29 protein-coding genes are annotated in these 25347 nt (G+C 64.1%); 24 read left to right on the forward strand and 5 right to left on the reverse strand.

Annotated features, from left to right (window positions below; all coding sequences use genetic code 11):
• Positions 1–23: 23 nt before the first annotated feature.
• The 19 genes from DMP08_RS00590 (at position 24) to DMP08_RS00680 (ending at position 14598) form a co-directional block, all read left to right on the forward strand.
• Positions 24–224 carry a Flp family type IVb pilin gene (locus DMP08_RS00590; RefSeq protein WP_123191076.1) on the forward strand — a complete coding sequence of 67 codons (201 nt, stop codon included), beginning with the start codon at positions 24–26 and terminating at the stop codon, positions 222–224.
• Between the two features lie 47 nt (positions 225–271).
• A complete protein-coding gene (locus DMP08_RS00595) occupies positions 272–439 on the forward strand; it encodes a hypothetical protein (RefSeq protein WP_244596707.1) in 168 nt (55 codons plus the stop codon).
• Positions 440–472: 33 nt separating this feature from the next.
• The gene (locus DMP08_RS00600) at positions 473–1003 is read left to right on the forward strand and encodes a TadE/TadG family type IV pilus assembly protein (protein ID WP_123191077.1); all 531 of its coding nucleotides are present in this window, start codon (positions 473–475) and stop codon (positions 1001–1003) included.
• On the forward strand, positions 1000–3123 hold the full coding sequence (locus DMP08_RS00605) for a molybdenum cofactor biosynthesis enzyme (RefSeq protein WP_123191078.1): 2124 nt from the start codon (positions 1000–1002) through the stop codon (positions 3121–3123). The genes DMP08_RS00600 and DMP08_RS00605 overlap by 4 nt, the downstream gene beginning before the upstream one ends.
• Positions 3114–3551, forward strand: a complete 438-nt coding sequence (locus tag DMP08_RS00610; RefSeq protein WP_244596708.1) for a hypothetical protein — start codon at positions 3114–3116, stop codon at positions 3549–3551. Before DMP08_RS00605 ends, DMP08_RS00610 begins: the two co-directional genes overlap by 10 nt.
• A 65-nt stretch (positions 3552–3616) precedes the next feature.
• Positions 3617–4117, forward strand: a complete 501-nt coding sequence (locus DMP08_RS00615; protein ID WP_148042311.1) for a hypothetical protein — start codon at positions 3617–3619, stop codon at positions 4115–4117.
• Complete coding sequence (locus tag DMP08_RS00620) at positions 4117–4542, forward strand: DUF192 domain-containing protein (protein WP_123191080.1); 426 nt, start codon at positions 4117–4119, stop codon at positions 4540–4542. Before DMP08_RS00615 ends, DMP08_RS00620 begins: the two co-directional genes overlap by 1 nt.
• A complete protein-coding gene (locus DMP08_RS00625; protein WP_123191081.1) occupies positions 4539–5141 on the forward strand; it encodes a hypothetical protein in 603 nt (200 codons plus the stop codon). The genes DMP08_RS00620 and DMP08_RS00625 overlap by 4 nt, the downstream gene beginning before the upstream one ends.
• Complete coding sequence (locus DMP08_RS00630) at positions 5138–6037, forward strand: prepilin peptidase (protein ID WP_123191082.1); 900 nt, start codon at positions 5138–5140, stop codon at positions 6035–6037. The genes DMP08_RS00625 and DMP08_RS00630 overlap by 4 nt, the downstream gene beginning before the upstream one ends.
• A gap of 48 nt (positions 6038–6085) precedes the next feature.
• Positions 6086–6316: a hypothetical protein gene (locus tag DMP08_RS00635; protein WP_123191083.1), complete on the forward strand. Its 231-nt coding sequence runs from the start codon at positions 6086–6088 to the stop codon at positions 6314–6316.
• 11 nt (positions 6317–6327) lie between these two features.
• Positions 6328–6843: a TadE/TadG family type IV pilus assembly protein gene (locus DMP08_RS00640; protein WP_161555393.1), complete on the forward strand. Its 516-nt coding sequence runs from the start codon at positions 6328–6330 to the stop codon at positions 6841–6843.
• A gap of 14 nt (positions 6844–6857) precedes the next feature.
• On the forward strand, positions 6858–7337 hold the full coding sequence (locus tag DMP08_RS12400) for a TadE/TadG family type IV pilus assembly protein (protein WP_161555394.1): 480 nt from the start codon (positions 6858–6860) through the stop codon (positions 7335–7337).
• Positions 7334–7936, forward strand: coding sequence for a hypothetical protein (locus DMP08_RS00650; RefSeq protein ID WP_123191085.1), 603 nt, complete (start codon positions 7334–7336; stop codon positions 7934–7936). Before DMP08_RS12400 ends, DMP08_RS00650 begins: the two co-directional genes overlap by 4 nt.
• A gap of 17 nt (positions 7937–7953) precedes the next feature.
• The gene (gene cpaB / locus DMP08_RS00655; protein WP_123191086.1) at positions 7954–8856 is read left to right on the forward strand and encodes a Flp pilus assembly protein CpaB; all 903 of its coding nucleotides are present in this window, start codon (positions 7954–7956) and stop codon (positions 8854–8856) included.
• Positions 8849–10168 (forward strand): TadA family conjugal transfer-associated ATPase, encoded by a 1320-nt coding sequence (locus tag DMP08_RS00660; RefSeq protein WP_123191206.1) that lies wholly within the window; start codon positions 8849–8851, stop codon positions 10166–10168. Before cpaB ends, DMP08_RS00660 begins: the two co-directional genes overlap by 8 nt.
• A gap of 12 nt (positions 10169–10180) precedes the next feature.
• Positions 10181–11101, forward strand: coding sequence for a type II secretion system F family protein (locus DMP08_RS00665; RefSeq protein ID WP_123191087.1), 921 nt, complete (start codon positions 10181–10183; stop codon positions 11099–11101).
• A 62-nt stretch (positions 11102–11163) separates the two neighbouring features.
• A complete protein-coding gene (locus tag DMP08_RS00670; protein WP_244596729.1) occupies positions 11164–12084 on the forward strand; it encodes a type II secretion system F family protein in 921 nt (306 codons plus the stop codon).
• Between the two features lie 9 nt (positions 12085–12093).
• Positions 12094–12702, forward strand: a complete 609-nt coding sequence (locus DMP08_RS00675; protein ID WP_123191089.1) for a hypothetical protein — start codon at positions 12094–12096, stop codon at positions 12700–12702.
• A gap of 3 nt (positions 12703–12705) precedes the next feature.
• Entirely contained in the window at positions 12706–14598 is a 1893-nt protein-coding gene (locus DMP08_RS00680) for an InlB B-repeat-containing protein (protein WP_123191090.1), read from the forward strand.
• Positions 14599–14681: 83 nt separating this feature from the next.
• On the opposite strand, the gene DMP08_RS00685 is transcribed toward DMP08_RS00680, so the two are convergent.
• The 3 genes from DMP08_RS00685 to DMP08_RS00695 are packed head-to-tail and all read right to left on the reverse strand — an operon-like array spanning position 14682 to position 18021.
• A complete protein-coding gene (locus DMP08_RS00685; RefSeq protein WP_123191091.1) occupies positions 14682–15905 on the reverse strand; it encodes an ABC transporter permease in 1224 nt (407 codons plus the stop codon).
• On the reverse strand, positions 15892–17073 hold the full coding sequence (locus DMP08_RS00690) for an ABC transporter permease (RefSeq protein ID WP_123191092.1): 1182 nt from the start codon (positions 17071–17073) through the stop codon (positions 15892–15894). Before DMP08_RS00690 ends, DMP08_RS00685 begins: the two co-directional genes overlap by 14 nt.
• A gap of 9 nt (positions 17074–17082) precedes the next feature.
• The gene (locus tag DMP08_RS00695; protein ID WP_123191093.1) at positions 17083–18021 is read right to left on the reverse strand and encodes an ABC transporter ATP-binding protein; all 939 of its coding nucleotides are present in this window, start codon (positions 18019–18021) and stop codon (positions 17083–17085) included.
• A 198-nt stretch (positions 18022–18219) separates the two neighbouring features.
• Between DMP08_RS00695 and DMP08_RS00700 the strand changes: the two genes are divergently transcribed.
• Both DMP08_RS00700 and DMP08_RS00705 read left to right on the forward strand, forming a co-directional pair.
• Positions 18220–19299, forward strand: a complete 1080-nt coding sequence (locus DMP08_RS00700; protein WP_123191094.1) for a sensor histidine kinase — start codon at positions 18220–18222, stop codon at positions 19297–19299.
• Entirely contained in the window at positions 19296–19964 is a 669-nt protein-coding gene (locus DMP08_RS00705; protein WP_123191095.1) for a response regulator, read from the forward strand. Before DMP08_RS00700 ends, DMP08_RS00705 begins: the two co-directional genes overlap by 4 nt.
• A gap of 16 nt (positions 19965–19980) precedes the next feature.
• Here DMP08_RS00705 and DMP08_RS00710 read toward each other — a convergent pair whose 3' ends face one another.
• A complete protein-coding gene (locus tag DMP08_RS00710) occupies positions 19981–20325 on the reverse strand; it encodes a winged helix-turn-helix domain-containing protein (protein ID WP_114566249.1) in 345 nt (114 codons plus the stop codon).
• Positions 20326–20365: 40 nt separating this feature from the next.
• On the reverse strand, positions 20366–21964 hold the full coding sequence (gene thrC / locus DMP08_RS00715; RefSeq protein WP_123191096.1) for a threonine synthase: 1599 nt from the start codon (positions 21962–21964) through the stop codon (positions 20366–20368).
• Between the two features lie 220 nt (positions 21965–22184).
• Here thrC and DMP08_RS00720 point away from each other — a divergent pair, with 220 nt between their 5' ends.
• The 3 genes from DMP08_RS00720 to feoB all read left to right on the forward strand — a co-directional run bounded on the left by DMP08_RS00720 (position 22185) and on the right by feoB (position 25338).
• The gene (locus DMP08_RS00720; RefSeq protein ID WP_244596709.1) at positions 22185–22475 is read left to right on the forward strand and encodes a FeoA family protein; all 291 of its coding nucleotides are present in this window, start codon (positions 22185–22187) and stop codon (positions 22473–22475) included.
• 164 nt (positions 22476–22639) lie between these two features.
• On the forward strand, positions 22640–22876 hold the full coding sequence (locus tag DMP08_RS00725) for a FeoA family protein (RefSeq protein ID WP_114566251.1): 237 nt from the start codon (positions 22640–22642) through the stop codon (positions 22874–22876).
• 107 nt (positions 22877–22983) lie between these two features.
• Positions 22984–25338: a ferrous iron transporter B gene (gene feoB, locus DMP08_RS00730; protein WP_123191097.1), complete on the forward strand. Its 2355-nt coding sequence runs from the start codon at positions 22984–22986 to the stop codon at positions 25336–25338.
• Positions 25339–25347: the final 9 nt, after the last annotated feature.

The following is a 25347-nucleotide window of genomic DNA, read 5'->3' on the forward strand; positions in this document are numbered from 1 at the left end:
CCCCGGAGCAAGGAGGGACGTTCATGGACGAATACCGCAGGTTACTGGCGAAGGCGACGTGCCAAGTAGGCCGTTTGCGGCGTCGGGAGGAGGGGCAGGGAACCACGGAGTACGCGATTTTGGTCGGCGTGCTGGTGGTCATTGCGATTATCGCCATCACGGTGTTCAGACCCAAGCTCCAAGAGCTTTGGAACGCCATCGCGGAGGGCATCAATGGGCTGTAGCTTGGCTTGATGGGCAGATTCGCTGGAAATGCGCAGGTCAGAGCACGGTGGAGTTTGCCATTGTTGCGGCGGCGTTCGTCTCGGTCCTTGTGGCGCTGGGGGCGCTGCGGCGCTCTTTGGAGAGCGGTTCGTTCGTTGATCACGCCTTGGCTTCGGCTTCCCATCATGTTCAAGGAGTGCTGGCGGGCGGTATTGCGGACGTGTTCCTGTACTGAAGGTCGGAAGGTTCGAAGGAGGTGGCATCGGGCATGGCAAGAGAAGCGGCGACGGCGCTGCGCGCACGTGAGCCCATAGGGCAGGCGACGGTGGAGGCGGCTGTTTCGATACCGGTTCTGCTGGTCGGGCTTCTGCTGCTGATGCAGCCGGCGATCGTGCTGTACGACCGCATGATCATGCATGCGGCCGCTTCGGAGGCATGCCGTCTTCTGGCGACCAAGACCGATGCTGCAGGGCCGATGGACGAAAGCTGCGAAGCGTTCGTGAGGCATCGCTTGGGGGCCGTGCCTCCGGTCGCGTGCTTTCACGTGCACGAAGGGGGTTGCAGCTGGGACGTCGTCTTCGAGGGCGATGAGCGATCCGACACCGTGAGCGTGACCGTCTCCAACGAGCTGCGGCCGTTACCGCTGCTGGATGCCGGAGCGGCTTTGCTGGGCCTCGTGAACGAACGGGGGAATCTTGAAGTGCAAGTGAGCTGCCGGCAGCCCGCGCAGCCCGATTGGGCGAGCCGCATGGAGGCGGGCCGAAGCCCGAGGGATTGGATAGGGGCGTGGTTGCAATGAGGTGGCGCGATCCGTTTCGCGACGAAACGGGGCTGACTTCGGCGGGAATGGTCCTGGCGCTGCTGCTCACTCTGTCCCTGGTGTTTTCGGCTGGACAGGTGTGCCGGGTGAACGCCGCGGCTTCGGAGGTGCAGAACGTGGCCGACGCCGCCGCTTTGGCAGCTCAAAACGAAGTAGCCGAGTTCATGGTGGTCGTGCGCGTGTGCGATGCGGTGGTGCTCTCGCTTTCGCTTACGAGCCTTGTGGCGACGGGCTTGGGCGTGGTCGCCCTGTGCGTGCCGACGATGGCGTCGGCGTCCGAAACGCTGCTCAAGGCGGGCCGCGACGTGTCCCGTGCGCGCGATTCGTTTGCCGAAAAAGCAGCTTCGGGCTTGAGTCGCTTGCAGCGTCTTCTGCCGTTCTTCTCGGGGGCGAGCGCCGCTTCGGTGGCTGCGGCGAACAATGCGGGCGCATCGAATTACGTGGCGTTGGCGGTTCTGGCTCCTTTCGAAGGGAAGGACATCGCCGTTGGCGCGCATGAGGGCGCGTCGACCGTGCAAGACGAGGTCGATCGCGACGCTTCCGACGTGAAGCGTGCGGCTGAAGAGGCGGAACGTGCTGCTGAGCGGGCGAGCGAGGCGAAAAGGGCCGCTTTCGAACGCGATTGCGGCGCGAACCCCGAAGCCTGCATGTACGAGCGCGCGTCTGCGCTCGCGGGAATGTCGGGATTGGAGAACCCGCTGTACAAAAGCGTTGACGCATGGTCGTTCTCGGTTGCCCTCGAGCGGGCCCAGGCGTACTACCCGCGGCGCCTTGCGATGGAGGTTCCCGAGGGGCCGTCCGTCGGGGATCGCGCTCGATCGGCGCTTCGTTCGAGGTTCTACGCGTTCGCTTCGGAAGAGGTTGCGCGCGGGTACGTGCGGGAGACCGAGGATGCTTTCGACGCGCTGTTCCCGCGCTTGCCGAAAAACACCGCGGAGATGAGGGCTACCAGCCTGTACACCGAAGCCGTCTACCCATGCACGACGGATTCCGAGGGGCGGACGACGATGCATGCTTGGTCGGGATGCCCGGGCGCCGGCGGGGCGGACGGCTTCGGTTCCATCGCGCACATGGAAGCCGGTTCGTACCCGACGTGCGCCCAGTGCGAATTCTCGGCTTCCAGCATGGGCAAGGTTGCCGCCGCGTCAAGCTCGATCGAAAACGGCTTCGAGTACCACTACGAGGCGGTGGCGGTGGCGGCGGAGCGCTATGAAAAGGCACGTGCGGAGCTCGATCCTTTGTCGAGCGAGGTCAAAACCCGCGTTTCCGGCCTGCTTGACCGCATTCGCGAAGCGGTGGGCCATGCCGGCGACATGCGCATAAGCGCCGAGCCGCCCGGAAGGTTCGGCGTGGTGGTCCTTGCAGCGAACACGGGAAGGGAGGCGGCGTCGAACGGGTTCGCCAGCTCGTTCGTGCAGGGATCGCAAGCATTGGGGGCTCGCGCGGCCGTTTCGGCGGCCACGCTCGGGGCCGATCCGTCGGGCGAGGGGTCGAACGTGATCTCGTCGGTGCTGGACGGGTTGCCGGATGCGGGCGTTGCCGCGGGCGCTTTGAGCGCGGTGCTCGATTGCTGGTCGGCATTGCTCGAATCGTACGCGCGCGGGCAAGAAGCGCTCGACGACGCCGTTTCGACGGCTCTCGACGGCATGCCCTTGGCGGGGAGCAGCGGCCTGGGTCCCTGGGCGGCGCGCGCCCTTCGGGACGCTATTGCGGCCGTGGGGCTTCAGCCTGCAAGCCTCGATGCCTTGAAGCCGGTGCTTGTGAGCTCGGCGCATGTTGCGCGGGCCGACGGGAGCGTTTTCTCCGCACGTCTGTTGACCTTGAAAGAGCAGGCTATCGCGCATCCTGCGAAATCAAACGACGTGTTCACGTCGATGGTGGGCGCGGTGGAGCAAGGGGCGGTCGAGGGGATCGCGTCGTTCGAGGGGAAGGTGCAGATCGCCGTTGTGGAGCTGCTGGGCGAGGGAGGCCCGTCCGTTCCGATCGAGATCACCTTGCCGCCCGTTGTGAAAGATGCGGCGATCGACGTGGTCGAGCGCGCAGCCGACGAGGTGAGGGCCGTGTACGCGCACGTGACGGGGGTGAGGGTATGGGAGTAGGGCGAAAGCTTCGAGAGTCGGGCCAGATGACCGTCGAGCTTGCGGTGGCGTTTCCGGCGCTTATCGTCGTGGCCGTGGTTGCGACGAACGCGCTGCTGTTCTTTTCGGAGTGCGCGGCGTTCGACAATGCGTTTCGCGACGCCGTCCGGATACACGCGACCTCCCCTGCTTACGGGCAGGGCGTCGAGCAAAGCCGAGCGCGGGTGGCGTCCGACCTTGCCGCATCGTTCGATCGTCCCTTCGAGGCAGCGCAGGTTTCGGTCGAGGGCGTGGCGGCGGGGCATACGCGCTTCACGGCTACGCTTGAGTTCTCGCCCACTTTGTTCGGACTTGGTTTGAAATCGTCGGTGTTCGGGGTTGCGCTTCCTTCCTTGAGCCATACGGCGTCTTTCGTGGTGAGCTGCTACAAGCCGGGGGTGATCGTATGAGCTCGACTCAGGGCAAGGATCGGAAGCGAGCGATTGACGGGGCGGATCGCTCGCCTCGGAAAACGATGGCGCGACGTGCGAAGCGAGCGGGTCTGGCGGTGGTTGCGATCATCTCCGCAGCTTCGCTGCTCGACCTGGTTTTTCAGCTTGCACGGCCGGGCCCCCTCCAAGAGGCCGCGGTCGAGGCTTTGCGGGGAGCGGGAATAATCGGGGAGCCTTTCGATTCGGCTGCTCGCTCGACCGAATCCTTCGGGTCGCAGCAGCTTCCCAGGGGCTTCGAAGACGAGGTCGGCCTGCCCGATGGCGCCGACGACGTGCGGGTGGATGCTCGCGCAGGCGGCGGGGTGGTGGGGTTCGTGGTTTTCGAAGAATCGGAGCGCGCGTTCGATTCGTTTCGGGACCTGCTGTCGCAAAAGGGCTGGGTTGCAGCGGAGGGCGAGCGGTTCGGCTGCGGATCGTTCGTGAAGGGTTCGGGGGCGTATCGCTGGCTGTTCGTCGTCTGCACGCGCGTGGGCGATGCGACGAGCGTGACCGTGCATTACACGTTGGAAGGAGGGGTGTCTTGATGTGCGCGCAAGAAGGGGAAGAGGGCAGGGCTGCTTCGGGGAGCGTCGGCGGCGACGGCCGGGGCGTCGATGCCGATTGCCGCGTCCCGTCGGGTTGCGTCTCGGCGAACGCCGTGCCGCTGGACGTGGCGACCGGCTTTTCGCGCCGCGTTCGAGGCTTGCTGCTGGCCAAGCCGACGGGCAGGGCGTTGCTTTTGCTGCCGTGCAGCGACGTGCATACGGTGGGCATGCGGCATCGTCTGGACATCGCGTTCGTTGATGCGGAAGGGGTGGTGATGAGGTCGTGTCGGGACGTCGGTCCTTTTCGCAGGCTTCGCGAGCGGGGCGCCGCTGCTGTGATCGAGCGGTTCTCGTCATGCGCTGAGCCCTGGTTCGTGGAAGGGGATCGCATAGGGTTGGAACGGATGAAAGGAGAGGGATCGTGAAGACGTGTCCAGTGTGCGGTTCGGGGGCGTTCGACGACGCCGAGGTTTGCTACGGGTGCTTGCACCGGTACGGAAGCGGTTCCAGTCAGGGAGGGCTGTCGTTGCCTCGGCCCGTCGCGCCTGCTGCGCGGCAGGTCAGCAGCGCGTGCGATGGCGCAGCTGATTCGGGTTTTTCAGTTCAACCGAAAAACGAGGCGGTTGCGGCGTCTGGCGTGACGGGCGTATCGGCGGAAGAAGGAGCGGTGCCTGTTCGGGCAGGTGGGCTTGCCGACGAGGGCGCCCGCGATGCGGCACGGGGGCTTGGGGTCGCCGAGTGCGCAAGCTGGACGCTTCGCTTCGAATTCCCCGGCTTCGCCCCGGTTTCTTGCTCGGCTGGCCGCCATGAAGGCGCTGCAGCCGGTTGCGTTGTCGGCTCGGCAGGCGGCGAAGCTGCGGCGGGATCGTCCGAGTCGAAGAACGACGCATGCGGGTTCATCGTTCGATTCCAACCCGACGCCCCGCGCGACGAGGGCGCTCGGCGACGCCCCTCGCACGCCAGCCACGTGCGCGCCTCGATGATCGATTCGCGCATGCTTTCTCCAACGACGGAGAAAGCATGACCGGGCAGGTTGTGCTCGGCTTGGCGCTTGCTGCTCTTGCGGGCGGCGCGTTGGGATGGTGCTTGGTCCCTTGGGCGGCAGATGCGCTGTTGAAGCGGGCGTACGGTCGTGCAACGTCTTGGTGGTGGCAGTCCTTCGAGGGGTATCGGTCGTTCAAGCGGTCTTTTCCCGATCGGCCTTTGTCATCGACTGCGCGCGGGGAAGAGGGAGCCGTGGCTCTGTGGCTCGAAGATGCCCTAAGGGCCGCCCGGTCGGGATGCCTTGCGCGGGAGAGGGTCCAAGCGTTGAAAGACGAGGGCCTGGAGGTGGCGCCCGCGAGCGCGGCACGCACGGAGCGCGAGCAGGAAAAACGGTGCTCCTTTCCGGCAACTTTGCCCAAGCGGGCGGCGCTTGCGCTGATCGGAGCCGCATCGGGCGCCGCGATTGCCCTTGCGGGCTTGCCTGTGGTGCCGTCGGCATGCCTGGCGGTGTGCGCGTTCTTCATGCTGTCGGCCGTTGCGTGCGATCTTCGCGCCCGCATGCTGCCGCTCGAATGCTGCATCGCGCTGGCTGTTGCGGGGGCTGCGTTTCAAGCGTCGTGGGCGGGCTTTGCGAGCATGGGCGCCGGGTGTGCGTTCGGGGCGGTTGTGGTTGCGGTGTGCTTCGCCGTGAACCGTTGGTGGGGCGTGCGCGGGCCGGCCCCCATCGGACATGGCGACGTGCGATGCATGGCGTCTCTTTCCCTGGCTACCGGAGCGGCGGCGCCGGTGGGGCTGGCGGCATGCTATGCAGGTGCCGGCGTGGTTGCGGCAGTGGGCTTGGCAACGCGCAGGCTTTCGCTTCGCGACGGCATCCCTATGGCACCGTTTTTAGCATTGTGGCTGATCGGCGGCGTGTGCGTTGCCGTATGCATGTAAAGGAGCCAGCGCTATCGGGCGTTGGCGAAACCGAATCGAGGAGGAGTTATGGAAAAGCGGGGAAACGCATGGTCGAAGCAGAGCAAGGTCAAGGCGCTTTTGGTTCGCGGGGAGGAAGACGGGGGTTCGGAAATCGTCCAAACGGTTATCGTGCTGGGGTTCGCGGTCGGTTTGGGCGCGGCGTTGATTCTGCTGCAGGGCAACATTCAGGGCGCCATCACCAAAGCGGGCACGTCGGTGACCGATATGTTCTCGAAGGTCACTTCGGGCGCGGCGTGAGGTTTTGCGGCTTGCGCGCTCCGCTGCGCGAAGGGGGCGCGCAGGTTTGCGCCGAACGAGGAGGAAGCGTCGTCGCGTTCGTGGTGTCGCTCCCGATCCTGCTGGTGTTCCTGTGCGGCATCCTCGATATCGGGCGCGCGGTGTTCTTGCGGGTTTCGGCGGACGATGCGGCCCGTGCGGCATGCATGGCCGCCTCGACGGCTCCTGTCGGCGGTGCGACGCCGATCGCCTACGATGCGGCGCTCAGGGCTGCGCCCTCCTTGGGTGCCGAGGGGCTTGTCGTGGACGTTGTCGTGGAATACGGGGCCGAAGAGGTCGTTGCCTACGATCATCGCGTTTACGTCGATGCGGGCGAGTCGTTCGAGGCTTGTCCGGTGAGGCTGCTGCGCCGGCCCGTTCAGGTTGCCGTGCGCCTCGAAGGTCGGTATCTCACGCCGATAGGAGACGCGTTGTCTGCGGTGACGGGCAATGCCGAGGGACGGTTTTCGTGCGAATCCCGTTCGGCCGGGGTTGTCGTCGAAGGATAGGGAAGGAGGTCTTGATGGTTCGCTCGGATAAAGGGAGCGAGACGGTGCAGTTTGCGATTGCAGCGCCGTTGCTGCTGCTGGTGGTGTTCTCGACCATGCAGGTGGGCGGCATGATGCTTGCGGCGACTCAGCTGTCGTCCGATATCGTTCGGGCGTGCCGTCAGCTCGACGTGGCCGGGCTGCGGCATGCCGCCGACAAAGAGGCTTTCGTCAAGGCGGGCATCCTGGGCTCGGCTACGCAGTTGGATCCTGGGAGCTTGAGCGTCGCCCGGGTTCTATCCCGTTTTGAGGAGGTTGAGGCGTCGGGCTTCTCGGTTTCCGGCGAGCCTGTCGATCATCGCTCGAAGGTGACGGCTCTTTCCTACGAGGTGCGCTACGACGTTCCTTCGATTTTGGATGTGCCCGGCCTGAGCGGGCAGTCGTTCGTCCGTCAGGTTGATTGCCGCTACGTCGAAGGCTGTGCGGTCGAGATCCAACTGGGGAGGGCGTCGTGAGCCGTCGGCTGCGCTGCAACGAGACGGCGAACATGCTGCCCCTTGCGGTGATCGCGACGCTCTTCCTTTTCTCGGTCTTGTCGTTCGCCATCGACCAGGGGATTGCGTACGTCGCGAAGGCCAGGCAGGAAAACGCGCTCGATGCGGTTCGCTCGGCCTGCATGGACCCGGCGTTCGCCCTGTACGCGAAAAACGTCGAGGACCCGGGACGGGAGGTGGCCGAGCTTGTTGTTCGCACGGCTCGGGAGGAAGGGTTCGCCGGTTCTGCAACGGTGTGGTTCTACGAGGCGGAGGAATCCTTGCTGCCGTCGTCCGAGCGGCTCTGGGGGATAGGGGTTCAGCTTGAAGAGGATGTTCCTACGGTGTTCGCGCGCGGCTTCGGGGTGCCGAGCTTGCCCGTCGCCTCGCATAAGGTGATGGTGGCCGTGCCCTACGCAAGCGAGCGCGCATGGCGACCGGAGGAACGACGGTGCGGCAGGTACGGGGCGGGAGCGGGATCGAACGGCGTTTCGTTCGTTTCCATGGGGTCGTTGGACGAATACCCCGCTCCCCTGGTGGAAGCGTTGCGCTCAGCGCTGCCGGAGCGGCAGGCTGCGTAAAGGGAAGGAGCGTTGAAATGGCGATGGACGGTTTGCGGCCCTCGGTTCGAAAAGGAGGGTTCGCGCAGCGGGCGTCGAAGGCTGCCGATGCGCAGGCGGGCGACGCGTCTGCGCGGACGTCCCGCTACGGAGGCTTCGATCGAAGGGAGCCGGTTGTGCAAGCGCCGGATTCCCCTTCGGTCGAGTCTCGTCCCTCCGGCGCTCGGTTGCCGGACGGTTCGCAGCGAACGTACCGGCGCGTGCGGATGCTTGCCGCGTTGGTTGCCGTATCGGTTGCCGTGTCGTTCGCGGCGATCGTCTACGGTTTGTGGGCGTGGGCTGCTTCGGCATCGGCGGTCGAGGAGGCGACGGCCGGGGCGGTTCCCGTGCTGGTGGCCGCCGCTGACATTCGCGCGGGCGACGTGCTGACGTCGGAATCGTTCGTGGAGAAGGACATACCCGCCGCGTATCGCGCGTCCGAGGCTATCGGGCTTGCTCAGATGGGCCAGGAAGGCCTCGAGGGCAGGTGCGCGCTCGTGGACATGGCTGCTGGAACGCAGGTGCTGCCTTCGTTCGTCGCGGGCTCCGCCGACGGCGGTCGCTTGTCGGCTCGCCTGCATGCCGGGATGGAAGCGGTTACCGTGGGGGTGGATGCGGAAACGGGCCTTGCCGGTCGTATCGGCGTGCATGACACGGTGCGCGTGGTTTCAGCCGAAGGCTCTTCTTCGGGAGCCTTCGTTCTTTCCACGTTGTGCGCGCAGGCGCGGGTGCTTGCGGTAGGCGACGCCGCCGCGTCCGGCGACGGCTCGTACGCTTCGGTTACGGTGGAGGTGAAGCCCGAGGAGGCCGATGCGATTCGCGAGGCCCAGTACGCCGGGCGGGTGAGTTTGGTGATGATTTCCTCGGAAGACGCCCTGCTTGGAGGCGATGATCGTGGATAGGGCGATCGAGCGTTCGCTGAAGGGCGCCGTGCGCGACGAGGCGGCCCTTCAGCTGCGAGGCGGGCAGTTCGACGAGGCGGCGGTCGAATCTTTGATCAGGAGCGCGGTGGGCGCGGCTGCTCGGGATTGGGGGCTTTTCCTGTCACCTTTGGAATCCGAAGCGCTTGCGCAGGCCATGATAGACGACTTCCTCCATTACGGGCCGCTGCAGCCGCTTCTCGAAGACGCCTCCATCACCGAGATCATGGTGAACGGAGGAGGCGTCGACGCGTCCGATCCCGCGCTGCCTTTTCGGGATCCTGTGGTGTACGTCGAGCGGGCTGGGATGATCGAGCGCAGGCCCGACGTGGTGTTCGACGACGCGCAGCACGTTCGGCGCATCATCAACAGGATTGCCGAGCAGGCGGGCATGCGCTGCGACGAATCCCATGCCATGGGATGCGCCATGCTGCCGGGAGGCCGTGCCCGCGCAACCTACGTGGTTCCTCCCGTGGCGCCGGATGGGCCGGCGCTCAACGTGAGAACGTTCTCGGCCGATGCGCTGGGGATCGGCGATTTGATCGGCGTCGGGGCCCTTTCGGAGGTCATGGCCGAGTTCTTGTGCTCGGCGGTGCAATCCCGCTGCCCCATGGTCATATCAGGGGGGACGGGGTCGGGCAAGACCACCTTGCTCGGCGCGCTTTCGGGGTTCATTCCGCCTGACGAGCGCGTTATCACCATAGAGGACACCCCGGAGCTGAGGTTGTTGTCGCCGCACGTGGAGCGCATGCAGACGCGCGAGGCGAACGCGGAGGGCGAGGGCGCGGTGAGCATGCGCGATCTGGTGACGCTTGCTTTGCGACGTCGTCCTGATCGCATCGTCATCGGCGAATGCCGTGGGGCCGAGGCGTACGACATGCTGCAGGCCATGCAGACGGACCATCCCGGGTCCATGACCACCGTGCATGCGAATGATCCGGCGAACGCCATCAGCCGTTTGCGAACCATGGTCGGGTACGCCGACGGGGATTTGAGCCGCGAGGTCATCGTGCAGCAGATCGCCGAATCGCTGCAAGGCGGCTTGATCGTGCACGTCGAGCGCCTGCGCGACGGCAGGAGGAAGGTGACGAGCATTGTCGCGGTGGATTCTTTGCCCGAGGGAAGTTTGGTGATACCGCGCTCCGAGCTGTTCTCGTTCGAGGTGGAGGGCGTTGACGCGGCGGGTGCGATTGCGGGCTCATGGCGTGCGCGGGGCGTGCAGCCGCAACGTATCAAGGAACGTATGCGAACGGCGGGGGCGTGGTACGACCCTGCGTGGTTCTTCTCGACGTGACAGGGGGCTTTCATGATTGGTCTTGCGATACCGGCGGTTTTGCTATGCGCCTGCTCGGCCTTGTCGTTGATTGCGTTCTCTTCGTTTCGACGGGAACGCGCCGAGCTGAGATCGCGCAGCTTGGGCGAAACCGAGCTGTACGCAGCCGGGAAGGCTGCTGCTGCGGCGCGCGGAAAGGCCTCGCGCAGCCCGCTTGCGGCAACGCTGCACGAGGCGGGTATCGAAGCCGCTCCTTCGATGTGGGTTGCGCAGGCGCTGTGCGCAGTGTTCCTTGCAGGCTGCTTGGCGGTGGCGCTTTCGGGGAGCTATCCCGTTGGCTTTTTCGTGGGCGGTGCGGCCGCCGCCGCGGTTTGGCTGCGGGTGGGCGTGCTGCGAACGCGCAGGAGCGCGCTTCTGGACAGGCAGTTCTGCCGGGCCTTGCCTCAGGTTGCGGGCGGCGTCCGCAGCTCGCTGACGCTTGAGCGTGCGATACGCGCGGTTGCAGCGCATGTGGACGACCCGCTTCGCGAGGAGCTTGCCCGCGTGCTTGCCGATGCTGCATACGGGACGCCGTTGAACGTGTCGCTTGAGGAGATGGCTCGTAGGACGGCCAGCCCCGACGTGCAGGCGTTGGCCGCCGCCGTTCGCGTGCAGCAACGTTTCGGAGGAGCGATCGCCCCTGTGCTCGACATGATCGCCGCGCATGCGAACGCGCGCTTGAAGATGAGCCGGGAGCTGCGCACGGAGCTTGCGGGCACGCGGTTGGCGAAGTGGTTCGTTGCGGCGGCCATGCCGGTGATTTTCCTGCTCATGTTCGTCGCCAACCCTGATTTCGCGCGCTTTTACGCAGAGGAGCCGCTCGGGTGGGCGGTGGTGGGGGCGGCTGCGTTGTGCGAGGTCGGCGGCTTGCTGGCGTGCCAGCGCATAACGAGCGTATCGAATATTGGTCGGTGATGGGCTCGAGGGCGAGTTTTGGGGTTCACATCCATTTGAAGGAGGCGGTCGTTTTGGACGCTGTGGTTATAGGATCGCTGCTTATGTTGGGGGCGTTGCTCGGGCTTGCATCGTACGAAATCTTGGTTCGTTCATGCGCGCCGCAATCGCGCGCTTTTGCTGTGCCGGTGCAACGCGGACGCGCGGCTGAGCCTGCCCGTGGCGAAAGGGCTTGGAGCCGCTGCGCGCGCGAGGTGCTGTCCGCCTTGTCCTGCGGACTTGACCGTTTTGCCCCGGTTGCCCGCACGGACCTTGACGCGCGTCGCGATCGTTTGGCTCGGGCGGGAATTCGCCTTGAGCCGGAAACTTGGCGAAGCCTGCGCGTTGTTTGCGCTGTCGCAGCGGGTCTTTTGGCGATGCTTGCGGCGGCGTTTGCGCCCGGTGCGCACGCTGCCGTGCGGATGCTTGCTTTTTGCATAGGGGTTGCTGTCGGGTGGATGTTTCCTGCTCTGGTTGTTTCATGCAAGGATAAACGTCGGCGTCGGGACATCGAGGCCGCTCTGCCCGAAGCCATGGAGCTGTTGAGCGTGGCGCTTGCCGCCGGATCTCCGGTCGAGCAGTGCTTCAGGGAGGTTGCGGAAAGCCTGATCGGGCCTATTTCCGAGGAGCTTTTCATTGTTGACCAGGAGGTGAACTTTTTGGGCCATTCGCGCGAAGCTGCGCTTGAAAACCTTGCCGCGCGTTGCCGCAGCCAAGACGTATCCGCGTTCGCAGCGCACGTGACGCAGGCCATCACCCAAGGGTCGTCCATTGCCGAAGGGCTTGCGTCGCAGGCGGCCGTGGCGCGTGAAACGGCGCAGGCTGACGTGCTCGAGCGCATTCGCACGATGCCGACGAAGCTCGACATCGTGCTGTCGATGTGTTTTCTGCCGCCGACGGTTGCGTTGGTGGTGGTGCCCACCGTGGTTAGCTTGCTGGAGTTTTTGAACGATACGATGGCGTAGGGGGCGGGTATGCAGCACGGAACATGCGGGTCGCGTTCGCTTGCGAACAGGATGCGGCGCGCGATCGAATCAGCTTCGCGAAGGCCCGTCCCGATTGCCGCCGCCGTGCTCGGGGCTGCGGTTGCGGCCTGGTCTGCCTTTTCGCTCGGTGGGTTCGCGGCCGGTTTCGAGCGCGAGGGGCAAGCCGAAGCGCCCGCTTCCCTTCGGCGTCTCGAGGTGACGGTTTCCTGCGAAGGGTGGTCGGGCGACAACGTTGCCTTGGGGGCGTTCGTCTCGGGGTTCTCGGCCGACGGCGCAAAAATCGACGAGCAGGTGCTGTTCGAAGAGCCGGGTGCGCGCGCCATCGATGTCCCCGAGGGGTTTTACGAGCTGTCGCTGCAACTGCCCGTGATCATGGTGGAGGACGGGTCGATGCGCGCCGCAGGGGATCCGGTCCCGGTCCGGTTCGATGAGTCGGGCTCTCCTGCTCGGGCGGCTGTTGCTTATCGAGATGTCGAATCAGCTGCGTTGTCCGATCAAGATCTGTCCGAAATCGCAAAGTCGAGCTTTCGCGATCAAAGCGATGCCGAAAAGGCGTTTTCGCGGGCAATGGCGAAGCGCGACGAAGGAAGGGGGTAAGGTATGCGCAGGGTTTACGCGAAGGCCGCTTCGCTGTTGCTTTCGATACTTTTGTTGACCGCCGGGGTCGCAGCGTGTTCCCCGCGCGAGGCGTTCGGATACGAGTACCTGCATTCCGACACGACCAGCATCTACAACCGTGCTTGGATATCTGCGAGTCCTTCGGGCTACCTTGAGCTGATCGGCTCGGACCCGAATGGTCCCAGGCCGGGCATGCCGAACTGGGAACTTCCGGGCGGGACGAACGCTTACGTGGTGGCCTACCAATTCGCGGTCTGGGGGGATGCCGGCGGGCAGGACGACCTCGTCTGGTACACGGCGGGCAACGGAAGTTGGTCCAGGGGCGGTGCGAGCATGGGCACCGGGGATTTGACCGGCAGCAAAAACGGCACGGGGTTCGGCTGCATCGCTACGTACGGGTACGGATGGGGAGGCAACGTCCTTTCGCGTCACGGAGGCTTGGACGGGCTCGTGCACAACCATATCTACATCCACAGCACGATTGCCGGGGTGGGCAACGCTGAGGGAACGGGCTTTCTCAATTACGGAAGCGTCGACTTCTGGCCGCGGGTCAGCATACGCTACGACGCGAACGGCGGCTCGGGCGCGCCCGGCTCCCATTACAAGTACATCGGCAGCATCGGCTCGGTGTCTTCGAAGCTGCCTGTTCGGGTGGGGTACACGTTCGAGGGGTGGTCGACTCAAAGGCGGGGTCCCGTGAACGTTCGTCCTGGTCAGAAGATTGGCTATCAGGATTGGAACCTTCAGGCGGAAAGCCTTGTGCCGCACGGGTGGAACAACGGCCCCTCTGATTTCTGGCGCGATCCAAGTGCGGGGCGCCCTTCGCCGAGCGGCTCGAACGCCATCACGCTGTATGCCCAGTGGAAGCCCGTGTCCTACCTTGTCTCGTACGAGGGAAACGGCGCGACCGGCGGGTCGACGAGCGATTCCGTGCACGTGTACGACTCGCCCAAAGCTTTGACGATGAACGGGTACGAGCGCTCGTACCGGCTGACGTGCGACGCGCAAGGCGGGTCGACGGGCGTCGCCTCGCTGGCATGCGTTTGGCCGTGGGCGTCGTGGAACGCGCGTCCTGACGGCTCGGGCGAGTCTTACGGCGACGGCTCCCTGGTCAAGAACATGCGATCCACGAAGGGGAAGGCGACGCTGTACGCCCAATGGCGTCCCGGCAGCGTTGCGCTTCCTGATCCTGGGGAAAAGCCCGGGCACGTGTTCGAAGGCTGGTATTCGGCTGCGGAGGGAGGCGACTTCGTGGGCAAAGCCGGCACGTCCATTTCGATAGCGGCCGATACGACGTGCTACGCGCGTTGGCAAGCGCTCGCCGAAGTGACGTACTATGCGGATGGCCAGGTTCTTTCGGGGTTCGGGGACCTTCTGCCCGCGGGAGTGGCGTACCGAACGAGCGCCGAGGCTGCCGCAGCGGCCGTCAAACAGGATTGCGCGGGGTTCGAAGGATGGTTCGTGGACGCTTCGTGCACGAAGCGCTACGCGGAAGGGTCCCCGCTGCCAAGCGAAGGCCTTCGCTTGTACGGCCGCAACAAGGTTTCCGTGAGCTATGCGCAAACCGATCGCAGCACGGCGCTGTTCGCCGACCGCACGCTCTACGCCGATCAAGATGCGGGCTCGTTGCTTGATCGAGATGCGCTTCTGCCGCCGGGCGAAACGCTTTTCTACGGCGATCGGATCACCTTCGCTCGCGGGCCTTCCGTGTGGTTCGAAGATCACGATCGCCTGCGCGAAGCGTCGTGCGAGCCGGGCGCCTACGCTACGGCTGAGGCGGAGGGGCTGCCCGCGCGCACCACGGTGCTCACGTGCAACACGGTTGCGTACCTCAACTGGCGCATTCCCCTCTACGACGGCATAGCCGTGTCGTAGGGAGCCGTGTCGCAGAGGGGTTCCTGCGAGGTTGCCTTTTCGGGGAGCCGACGGTGCTGCGTCGGCTCCCCCGGCAATTCTCCTTACGCTCGTGCGGCTGCGGCGTTGCCGCCGGCCTCCGAGCTTGACGCTCGCAGCTTTCCGGCAACCAGGCCGGCCGCGATCAAGACGGCGGCGAACAGCAGCACGATGCCGATATCGCCCAGAATGGGGCTGATCGCATCCCAGGACGCGGTGTCGAGACGAAGCGCTCGGCTCACGGCGTCGTTGAACCAAGATGCAGGCGTGAAGTACGCAGCCGCCTGCACTTCGGGGGCAAGCAGATCCAGGCTGACCCATGCGCCGCCCAAAAACGCCATGAGCAAGCCCAGCACGTTGCCGGCTGCGTTCGCGATAGGCTCGCTCGTCCCCATCTGTCCGAGCAAGAACCCGATGCCCAGCGGGACAAGCGAGAACGCCAGCGAAGCCGCAAACGTCAAGGCTATTCCAGCGGGCGGCACGCTTCCTAGCGACGATCCGAACACCGCCACGCCCAGGCCGATGCTGAACCCTCCTATCATCAAGGTTACGGACAGGCAGCCCAAGGTCATCTGCAGCCCGTACGAAAGCGGGCTCACCGGCGAAGAGACGTTGCGTCGGGATACGTCGGTGCGGTTGAAGGAGTTCATAAGCAGGCTTACGCATACGATGATGGCCGCCGTGAGCGTGTACGTGCTCCATTGCAGGTAGAACGCCAGCTGATCGGTAGGGGCTGCGGCGTCTGCCGAGGTGACGGCGTCCACGCTCGCCGTATGCGCGGCCGCCTCGTTCGCCTGCTTCACCAGGCTGCTTGCGTCGGCCGTTTCGTTAAGGGCGGCAGCGGCGGCCACCAGGGAAAGGTATCGGTTGACGTCTTGATCGAACAGCGATCCCGACATCGACTGGTAGCTGTAAACCGATTCCACAACAGGTGCGTCTCCGCCCGTCCGGGCTGCGTTCACGTACGCTTCCCCGAAGCCGTCGGGAACAATGAACAGGCATTCGACCAGGCCCGTTGCTACGGCGTCTTGCAAAGCGAGCGTATTGTCCTCCACTTCGACCGGCGTCGCCCGTTCGGCAAGGTGATCTTCCAGGCCGCGCGACAGGTCCGACCCGTCCCGGTCGATCACGGCGATATTGGCCGTGTAGCTTTCGAATTCGTCTTGACCGGTGTCCGCGGCAACGCCGCTGGTGACGAACACGCCCATGGCGCTCAGCCATACGGCGTACACCAGCAGGTACACAGGGTGGCTGAGCGCAACGCGCAGGGCTGCCTTAAAGATGCTCATAGCGTTGCCTCCTGATGAAAAGAGCGGACAGAGCGAACAGGACCGCGCCGAATGCAAGCAGAACGAGCATCTTCTCGAAGAACGGCCCCAGCGCGTCGTAGTAGTACAGGCTGTAGAACAGATCGGTCGTCAGCTTTGCGGGGTTCAACGTGGCGGTTATCGGAAATGCGCGGGCGATGTCGTCGGCAAGCTGCATGCACGGTTCGCCGTACAGGCCCGCGAACAGCGACAGGAAGCAGGTCGCGCCCGTCAGGATGCCCGATTTCGCGGGAAGGCTCATTTTCGGCAGCGCGCCGATAAGGGTGCCGAGCGCCGTGGCCAACAGCGCGGCAGCCGCCAGCCCCACCATGCACAGCCCTTCTCTTCCTCCGAAGTCCACCCCTACGACGAAGCGGATGTAGGCGAACGCCGCCAAAAGGCACGCGAGGGCCAGCGACCAGCTTGCCGTCAACGTGGCTGCCAGCGTTTTCGTGCGGCTGAGCGCTCCTACCGTGCGTCGCGCTCCTAGAATCGAGAGATTGGGTTGCACTTGGCATAGGGCGAACATGGCAACCTGGCTGGTGAACAGGGCCGCCATGCCCAAAAGCGCGTAGTAGAACCGAACGCTTTGGGAAGGCGAACCGTGCGTGAGCGACACCTGCTCGGTTGCTGCCGGGGCGTCGAGCGCCTGCTGCACGGCGTCGGCGTCGGCCAGCGCAAGCGGGTTGGTGCGCGCGATCTGCGTCAAAAGCTCCGCGTTCTGCGCGTAGGAATCGGCGGTGGTCTGCAGGATGGTCGCGTTGATGCGGCTCAAGCTGCTGTAAGGGCTTTGCGTTCCCGCCGCTGCGATGAGCACGGGGTTGCCCTCGTCGTCGACGGAGAACCCGCCGGCTACCTCGCCGCTTCGGACCAGGTCGCGCGCAGCGTCCTCGCTTGCCACTTGGCGAACGTCCAGAAGCGGGTCGTCACCGGTGCTCAACTGATCTATCATCTGCGCAAACGCAGAGCCTTCGTACGCGGCGTCCGCAACTACGACGCTCGGCACGGGGCTGATCGACTCCTGCGCATCAAGCCCCGAGAACATGAACATGAACAGCGTCGAAAGCAGAATGGGGAAGGCGAAGGCCCAAACGAACAGCGACGGCGTTCGCGTGAGCATCTTCGCGGTGTATTTGAACGTGGTCCACATGGCTCCTCCTCAGGAATCCCGCAGCTCGGTGCCGGTGATTTCCAGGAACACATCGTTGAGGGTGGGCGGTTCCGCCCAAATGCGCCCGGAGGCTGCGCCGTGGGCCTTCAGCACGTCCAGCACGTCGGCCACGTTGTGCGTGCCGTTGTCGCAGATGGCTTCCAGCGCCTCGCCGTCGAACGATGCGCGCAGCACGTGCGGCAGCTCCCGCACGTCGGTCACAAGCGCTTCGGGAGCTTCGTCCAGCTCGATGCGGATGCGCTCGCCGGTTCTTATCATGGCTTTGAGCTCGTCGTTCGTTCCCGTGGCTATCGTGCGGCCGCGATCCATGATCATGATGCGGCTGCATATGTCCTCCACCTCTTCCATGTAGTGGCTCGTGTACACCACGGTGGAGCCTCCGGCGTTCAGGCGCTTGATGCCTTCCAGAATGGAGTTGCGGCTTTGCGGGTCCACGGCCACGGTGGGTTCGTCGAAGAAGATGAGCTCGGGCTTGTGCGCGATGCCGCAGGCGATGTTCAGGCGTCGCAAAAGGCCGCCCGACAGCTTGCGGGGGCGGTGCTTGACGAACTCCTCCAGGCCTACGAACGCGATCGCTTCGTCTACGAGCGCACGCCGGCGCAGCCGGTCGGACACGTACAGCGAGCAGAAGTAGTCGATGTTCTCGCGCACCGTCATTTCCTCGAACACCGCGACGTTTTGCGGAACCACGCCGATGCGTCGCTTCAGATCGTAGCGCGTCGGCGCCATGGGCTCTCCGAACAGGTTGATGGTTCCTTTGTCGAAGGTGAGCAGCTGCAAGATGCAGTTGATGGCGGTGGTCTTGCCCGATCCGTTCGGACCGAGCAGCCCGAATATTTCTCCGGGGGCGATATGCAGGCTGAAATGGTCGAGCGCGATGGCGCTGCCGTAACGCTTGACCAGGTTGTCGACGGCTATGATGTCCATGGAGGTTCCTTTCTCGGACGCTTCGCGGCGCGTTTTTCCGCAAGCCCGCAAGCGTTGTCACCATAATCGCCCGTTTGGCCGGAGTTCGCCAGTGAGCGCGGTCATCCCTTGGTCGCGAGGTCATGACATCTGTCACGAAAGCGTCGGCGCGGCCGTGCCTTTTCCGCAAAGCTTGCGTTGACCTGCTACCATGGGCGCATGGAGAGAATCGTCGACAAGATTGCCGTGCTTGCCTGCACGGCGTTGGGCGTGGCCGTTGTCGCGTGGAGCGGCGCGTACGTGGCCGCGATGCTGGTCGCGGTGCTGTTCTCGGCACTTGCGGAGGTGCTTCCGCGTCGTTGGGCGCGGTGGCTGCCGTGCTCTTATGCGCTCGCGTGCCTGGTCGATCCGGTGCTCGGCACGTTTCTTCCGCTTGCGGTGTACGATCTGGCGCGCGGCTCTTGCTGGGTTCTTCGGTTTGGATGGCTGCTTCCCGCGTTCGTGTGCGCTCTGCGCATGGAGCCGCTTGCGGCCGTTGTCATGCTGTTCGGATGCGTGCTCGCCTACGCGCTTGCACGTCGTACCGCCGTCAGCTTGCGCGAGAAGGAAGAGGCCCGTCATTTGCGCGATGGCCTGCGGGAAGGAGCGTTGGCACTCGAGGAGAAAAACGCCCAGCTGCGCGAGCGGCAAGATCTTGAGGTCCGTTTGGCCACGCTGGCCGAGCGCGGCCGCATCGCTCGCGAGATACACGACAACGTGGGGCATCTTCTGACGCGCGCCATCATGCAAACCGAGGCGCTGCAGGTGGTCCATCGAGACGACGAGCGCGTGCGCTCGGAGCTTGTCCAGGTGGGCGAAACGCTGCACGAGGCCATGGGCACCGTGCGTTCGAGCGTCCACGACCTGCACGACGACGCGTTCGACCTGGAAACGCAGGTGCGCGCTGCGGCCGAGGCATGCGCGCTGCCGGTTCGCCTTGAGTTTCGGGCGGACCACGTCCCCGCGGAGATCGGCTACGGCTTCATCGCCATCGTGCGCGAAGCGCTTTCCAACGCGGTGCGCCACAGCAACGCCGGCAAGGTGGACGTTTCGGTGGTGGAGCATCCGGGATTCTATCGGCTTGTCGTGCATGACGACGGCATGCGTCCGCCCGCGATGGGCGAAGACGGGCGCGGCATCGGCCTGACCACGATGGAAGATCGGGCCCGTGCGCTGGGCGGCGTGTTTCGCGTGTCGTTCGAAAAGGGATGCAAGGTGTTCGCATCCGTGCCGAAGGGCGCGGGGGAGGAGCGGGTATGATCGACGGTTCCCGGGCAAACGGACGGTCCATTCGCGTGGTCGTCGTGGACGACGATGCGTTCGTTGCCGCGTCGCTCGCGACCATTCTGTCGGCCGAGCCCGACGTGGACGTGGTCGCCTGCGGCGAAAACGGGGAAGACGCGGTACGGCTCTACGATGCGCACGAGCCCGACGTGCTGCTCATGGACATCCAGATGCCGGGCACGGACGGCTTGGCCGCGGCCGAGCGCATCTTGAACGCCCGCCCCTCTGCGCGCATCGTGTTTCTGACTACGTTCTCCGATGACGAGTACATCGTTCGCGCGCTGCGCCTGGGCGCGCGCGGCTACCTGATCAAGCAGGAGGTCGCCACCATTGCGCCGGCGCTGCGCAGCGTCATGTTCGGCCAGAACGTGCTGGGGGAGGAAGTGGTGGGCCGCGTGGGCAAGCTCATGGGAGGCTGCCCGTCTGCGGCGGGCTCGCGCGGCGTTTGCGACGACGGCCTGCTCACCGAACGCGAGCAGGCCGTCGTATCGCTGGTGGCCGAAGGCCTTGACAACAAGGAGATCGCCGCGCAGCTGTACTTGAGCGACGGAACCGTGCGCAATCACATCAGCACGATCCTGCAGAAGCTGGGATGCAAGAACCGCACCCAGCTTGCCGTTTGGTACTATCGGGGCGCATGATTTTCGCGCCCCGGCGCTACACCAAAATGTCGGCGAACGCTTTCTCCGCCTCTTCCTGAAGCTTCTCCTCGATGGACAGGTACGCGTCAAGCAGTTTGTTGCATGAATCAGTCAGGCTGCTGCCGTGCGCCCCGTCGCGATGCAGCAACTGCATGTCCAGTGCCGACTCGGTGTCTTTGATGATGCGCCAAGCCTTGCTGTACGCCATGCCCATGCTCTTCGCAGCAGCGTTGAGCGATCCTGTTTCTCGCACGCCCAGGCATAGGCTGGCGATGCCGCGTCCGAACAGCGATCCGCTGTCGGAATCGGGGTTCATGATGGAAAGTCGAATGGTCGGCTTCAGGTTCGCAAGCTCGCTCATGGTCTCGTCCTTTTCTCGTACGGCGCTCGTGGCCGGTCGTCTATCGTTTGCTCAGGTTGTCGAGAAAACGCAGTGCTGCGGTTTCGATGTCGCTGGTTCCCGCGTCGATAACGTCGGTGAAGCGAACGGGCAGCTCGTCCAGCTCGGCAAGCCCGCGAGGGATGTCGTGCTTGCCCGTTTCGCGCGCGATCAGCTCGTTGAGCGCGCACCCGGTAAGGGCGGCTACGTCGTCCGGCAGCGGTGCGCCCGGCTCGATGCCGTGCAGAGCGCGGTACACGTTGTCGCCGAACTTCGCCCAATGGGCGGTGCTGGCAATGAGCACCGGGTTCTGTCCGCGCAGGTTCTCGGCCACCTGGTAAGCTACGGCCGTATGCGGATCCAGCAGGTAATCGTGCTCGTCCAGCACGGCCTTGATGGTTGCCAGGCACGTGGCGTTGTCGATGGAGTCGGATGCGAACGTCTCGCGCATGCGGGCGAACGTGCTTTCGTCAATGCGGAAGCGGCCCTGTTCGCGCAGGTCGGCCATCCAGCCGGCGATGGCTTCGGCATTGCGGTCGGTCAGCTCGAACAGCTGGCGCTCCAGGTTCGACGATACCAGGATGTCCATGGACGGCGACGGCGTCAGCACGAAGTCGCGATCGGAAATGTCGTACGTGCCCGTGTTGATGAAGTCGGTCAGCACGCGGTTCTCGTTGCTGGCGCACAGGAGCATGCCAAGGGGCACGCCCATGCGCTTGGCGTAGTACGCGGCCAGGATGTTGCCGAAGTTGCCGGTGGGAACGCATACGTCCAGCTCGTCGCCGGCGCTCAGCTTGCCATCCGCCACCAGCTGCGCGTAGGCCGACACGTAGTACACCACCTGCGGCAGCAGCCGTCCCCAGTTGATGGAGTTCGCGCTGGAAAGCGCCACGCCCTGCTCGTCGAGCAGCTTCTGCGCGAACGCGTCGTCGTTGAACACGTTTTTCGCGCCCGTTTGGCAGTCGTCGAAGTTCCCGCGCACGCCCCACACCTGCACGTTGCGCCCCTGCTGCGTAGCCATCTGCTTGAACTGTATGTCGCTCACGCCGCCGTCGGGGTACATGACGGCAATGGACACGCCGTCCTGGTCGCGGAACCCTTCGAGCGCCGCTTTGCCCGTGTCGCCGGAGGTGGCTACCAGAATGAGGAATTGGTGGTCCAGCTTGCCCTGGTCGCGCAGCTGGCTGGCGCTGGCGGAGAAGAACCGCGGCAGGCACTGCAGCGCCATGTCCTTGAACGCGCTCGTGGGGCCGTGCCACAGCTCCAGCACGTGCGTGTTCGCGTTGAGCGACGAAATGGGGCAGACGGCCCGGTCGTCGAAGTTGTCGCCGTAAGCCTGAGCCATAAGCGCGTCCACGGTTTCGGCCGGCAGGTCAACGTCGAAGGCGCGGTAGACGTAGGATGCGCGCTGCGCGTACGGCATCTGGGCCAACGCGGTTATATCCTCAAGGGAAAGCTGCGGAATGTTCTGGGGAACGTACAGCCCGCCGCCTGCGGCCAGGCCGTCGACGACGGCTTCCGTGAACGTAACCGGTCGCTTGGTCCGCCCGCGCGTATCGATATAGAGGTTTTCAGCCATGTTCTGCGCTTTCTGCCCGAAGTCCTGCAGTTCATTATCCATTTTCAGTATACTATGCGGCCCTCGTCGGCAGGCGGGAGAATCGGCAAGGGAATTGCGCGCTTCGCCGAAGGCTGCGCCCATCGTGCGCTCCAAGACCGCAATTGGCTTGCGATCTCGCTTTCACGCCCGTCTGTAGAAAATGTTAACTATGGCTTCCATTTGCGGAATGTTTGCTATAAGATACTTTATGTTACACAAAGCTAACTCGATGGGAGTCGACATGGACAACGCAGTGGCTGCCAGCACGCAGGGAGCTATTTCTCAAGTCTCGGTGCCGAGCGCAACGGTTCATCAAATGCCGCTATCGTTTTTGAGAAGCGGGGAGGTGGCCGTGATCGCGAAGGTGCGGGGCAAAGGCGAGTTGCGTCATCATCTGGAAACCCTGGGATTCGTCGAGGGCGTCCAGGTGCAGGTTGTCGCGCATGCGGCTGGCGACTTGATCGTGGAGATCAAGGGTTCCCAGGTTGCGTTGAGCCAGCAGGTGGCATCGCGCATCATTACTGCAGCTTAAAAAGCGGCTTCTGCGCGCAAGCACGGTCTTTCACCGTGCGCTTTCGTGCGTGCTTCGTCCCACGCCGTGCCGAACGGTTTCGCAATCAGCGACCAAGGTGCCGCGCGCGGGGCGTTTCTGTCGGGTGAGCAAAGCGGAAATAGAGTTAAGGAAGGAGAACGTGCATGACTGAAGGTCAGAACAGAACGCTGCGCGACGTGGCGATTGGGGAGGTGGCTACCGTTCGCCGTCTAACGGGGGAAGGAGCCCTTAAGCGCCACATCATGGACATGGGCATCACGAAGGGCACGGACGTGTTCGTTCGCAAGGTTGCGCCGCTTGGCGATCCGCTCGAGGTTACGGTGCGCGGCTACGAGCTGTCGCTGCGCAAAAGCGAAGCGGAAAGCATCCTCGTCGGCTGACGCTCTCGCGCGTGCGCGAAGCATGCGTCAGATGACGAGGATCGGCGCGAAAGCGCTTCTTTTTTGGGAATGAGTTAGCAGAAGTTAACTTGCTGGAAAGGCAGACCATGACAATTCGAATAGCGCTTGCCGGAAACCCGAACTGCGGCAAGACCACGATGTTCAACGACCTGACCGGTGCAAGCCAATACGTTGGCAACTGGCCGGGCGTGACCGTCGAAAAGAAAGAGGGCAAGTACACCCGCAACAAAGACATCGTCATCACGGACCTTCCGGGCGTGTACTCGCTGTCCCCGTACTCTCCTGAAGAGATCGTGACGCGCGACTACCTGTTGAAGGGCGGGCCGAACGCCGTTATCAACTTGGTTGACGCTACGAACCTTGAGCGCAACCTGTACTTGACCACGCAAATCCTCGATCTGGGCGTGCCGGTGGTCGTTGCGCTCAACATGATGGACCTGGTGAAGAAAAACGGCGACAAGATTGACGTTCCCGGCTTGTCCGCACGTCTGGGCTGCCCGGTAATCGAGACTTCGGCGCTCAAGGGCCATGGCATGGAGCAGCTTTTGGACGCCGCCGTGAAAGCGGCGAAGGAAGGCGCAGCTCCGAAGCCCCATCTGCCTTTCGATGCGGTCGTCGAAGACGCCGTTGTCAAGATCGAGGGCATTCTGGGCAGGCGCGTTTCTCCTTCTACGGCGCGCTGGTTCGCCATCAAGCTGTTTGAGGGCGAGGGCATGACCGTTGCCAGCTTGGACCTTCCCGCAAAAGACCTCAGCGCCATCGATGCCTTGCGCAAAGAGGTCGAAGACGCGCTTGACGACGATGCCGAAAGCATCATCACAACCGAACGCTACGATGCCGTCACGCAGGTGGTTGCCGACACGGTGAAGCGCTCGAACAAGGGCATGACCACAACGCAGAAGATCGACCGCGTGGTGACCAACCGCTGGCTGGGCCTGCCCATCTTCGTGGTAATCATGGCGCTTGTGTACTACCTGGCCATTTCCGTGGGAACGGGCGTCGTTACCGACTGGGCGAACGACGGCATTTCCGGTGATGGATGGCTCTACACCGGCGGCGAGCAGTACGAGGAAGCGGTCGGGGCCTGGGAAGAGAGCGTGGCCGAAGCCGAGGAGGCCGGGGCCAGCGAAGAGGAGATCGCATCCCTCAAAGAGGAGGAGCCCGATCCCTCCGAGTTCGGCCTGTGGGTTCCTGGCTTGGGCACGGTGCTGGGAGGAGCCCTTGAATCGGCCGACGTCGCCCCGTGGCTCCAAAGCCTTATCATGGACGGCATCGTCGCGGGCGTGGGAGCCGTTATCGGATTCGTTCCGCAGATGATCATCTTGTTCTTGCTGCTTGCGTTCTTGGAGGGCTGCGGGTATCTGGCGCGCGTCGCCTTCATCATGGACCGCGTCTTCCGCCGGTTCGGCCTGTCGGGCAAGAGCTTTATCCCCATGTTGGTGGCCTCCGGTTGCGGCGTGCCTGCCGTCATGGCCACGAAGACCATCGAGAACGAGCGGGATCGCCGCATGACCATCATGACCACCACGATGATTCCCTGCGGCGCGAAAATGCCCATCATCGCGCTTGTGTTCGGCGCCATCGCGGGCGGCAATACCGCAGAAACCTGGTGGGTTGCGCCGCTGTTCTACTTCCTGGGCGTCATCGCCATCATCGTTTCCGGCATCATGCTGAAAAAGACCCGCATGTTCGCGGGCGAGGTGTCCCCGTTCGTCATGGAGCTGCCGTCCTACCATCTGCCTACGGTGAAGTCCATCTTGCTGGCTACGTGGGAGCGCATTCGAAGCTACATCGTGAAGGCCGGTACCATTATCTTCCTGTCGACCATCGTCATTTGGTTCCTCATGAACTTCGGCGACACGGGCACGGGCTTCGGCTTGCTTGATTCCGAGGCCGAAGGCTATATCCAGCAAAGCCTTATGGCTGGCTTGGGCAATGCGATCGGCTGGGTGTTCGCGCCGCTTGGCTTCGGCGACTGGCAGGCTACGGTCACGTCCGTCACCGGATTGGTGGCGAAGGAGAACGTCGTGGCTACCGTTGGCATCATCACCAGCTTGGGCGATGCGGGCGAGACCGACCCCACCATGTGGGCCGCGTTCGCCGACATGATGGCGGGCTCCGTTCCGGCGATCTTGGCCTTCTGCGCCTTCAACCTGCTGTGCGCGCCGTGCTTCGCTGCTATCGGCACTATCCGTCGTCAGATGGAGAGCGCGAAGTGGACCTGGTTCGCCATCGGGTACATGACCGTGTTCGCATGGTGCGTGGGTCTTATGTTCTACCAGTTCGGCGGCTTGTTGTCTGGCGAGGTGGAGTTCAACGCGTGGACGGTTGTGGCCATCGTGGTTCTGGGCGGCATGTTGTTCCAGATGTTTCGTCCCATGCCGTCGTACAAGAAGAAAAACGCAGTCGACGGTTTGAAGGTCGAAGGCGGCACTGCGTAGGCTCGTGAA

The organism is Paraeggerthella hongkongensis, from assembly GCF_003726035.1.
GTDB lineage: Bacteria > Actinomycetota > Coriobacteriia > Coriobacteriales > Eggerthellaceae > Paraeggerthella > Paraeggerthella hongkongensis.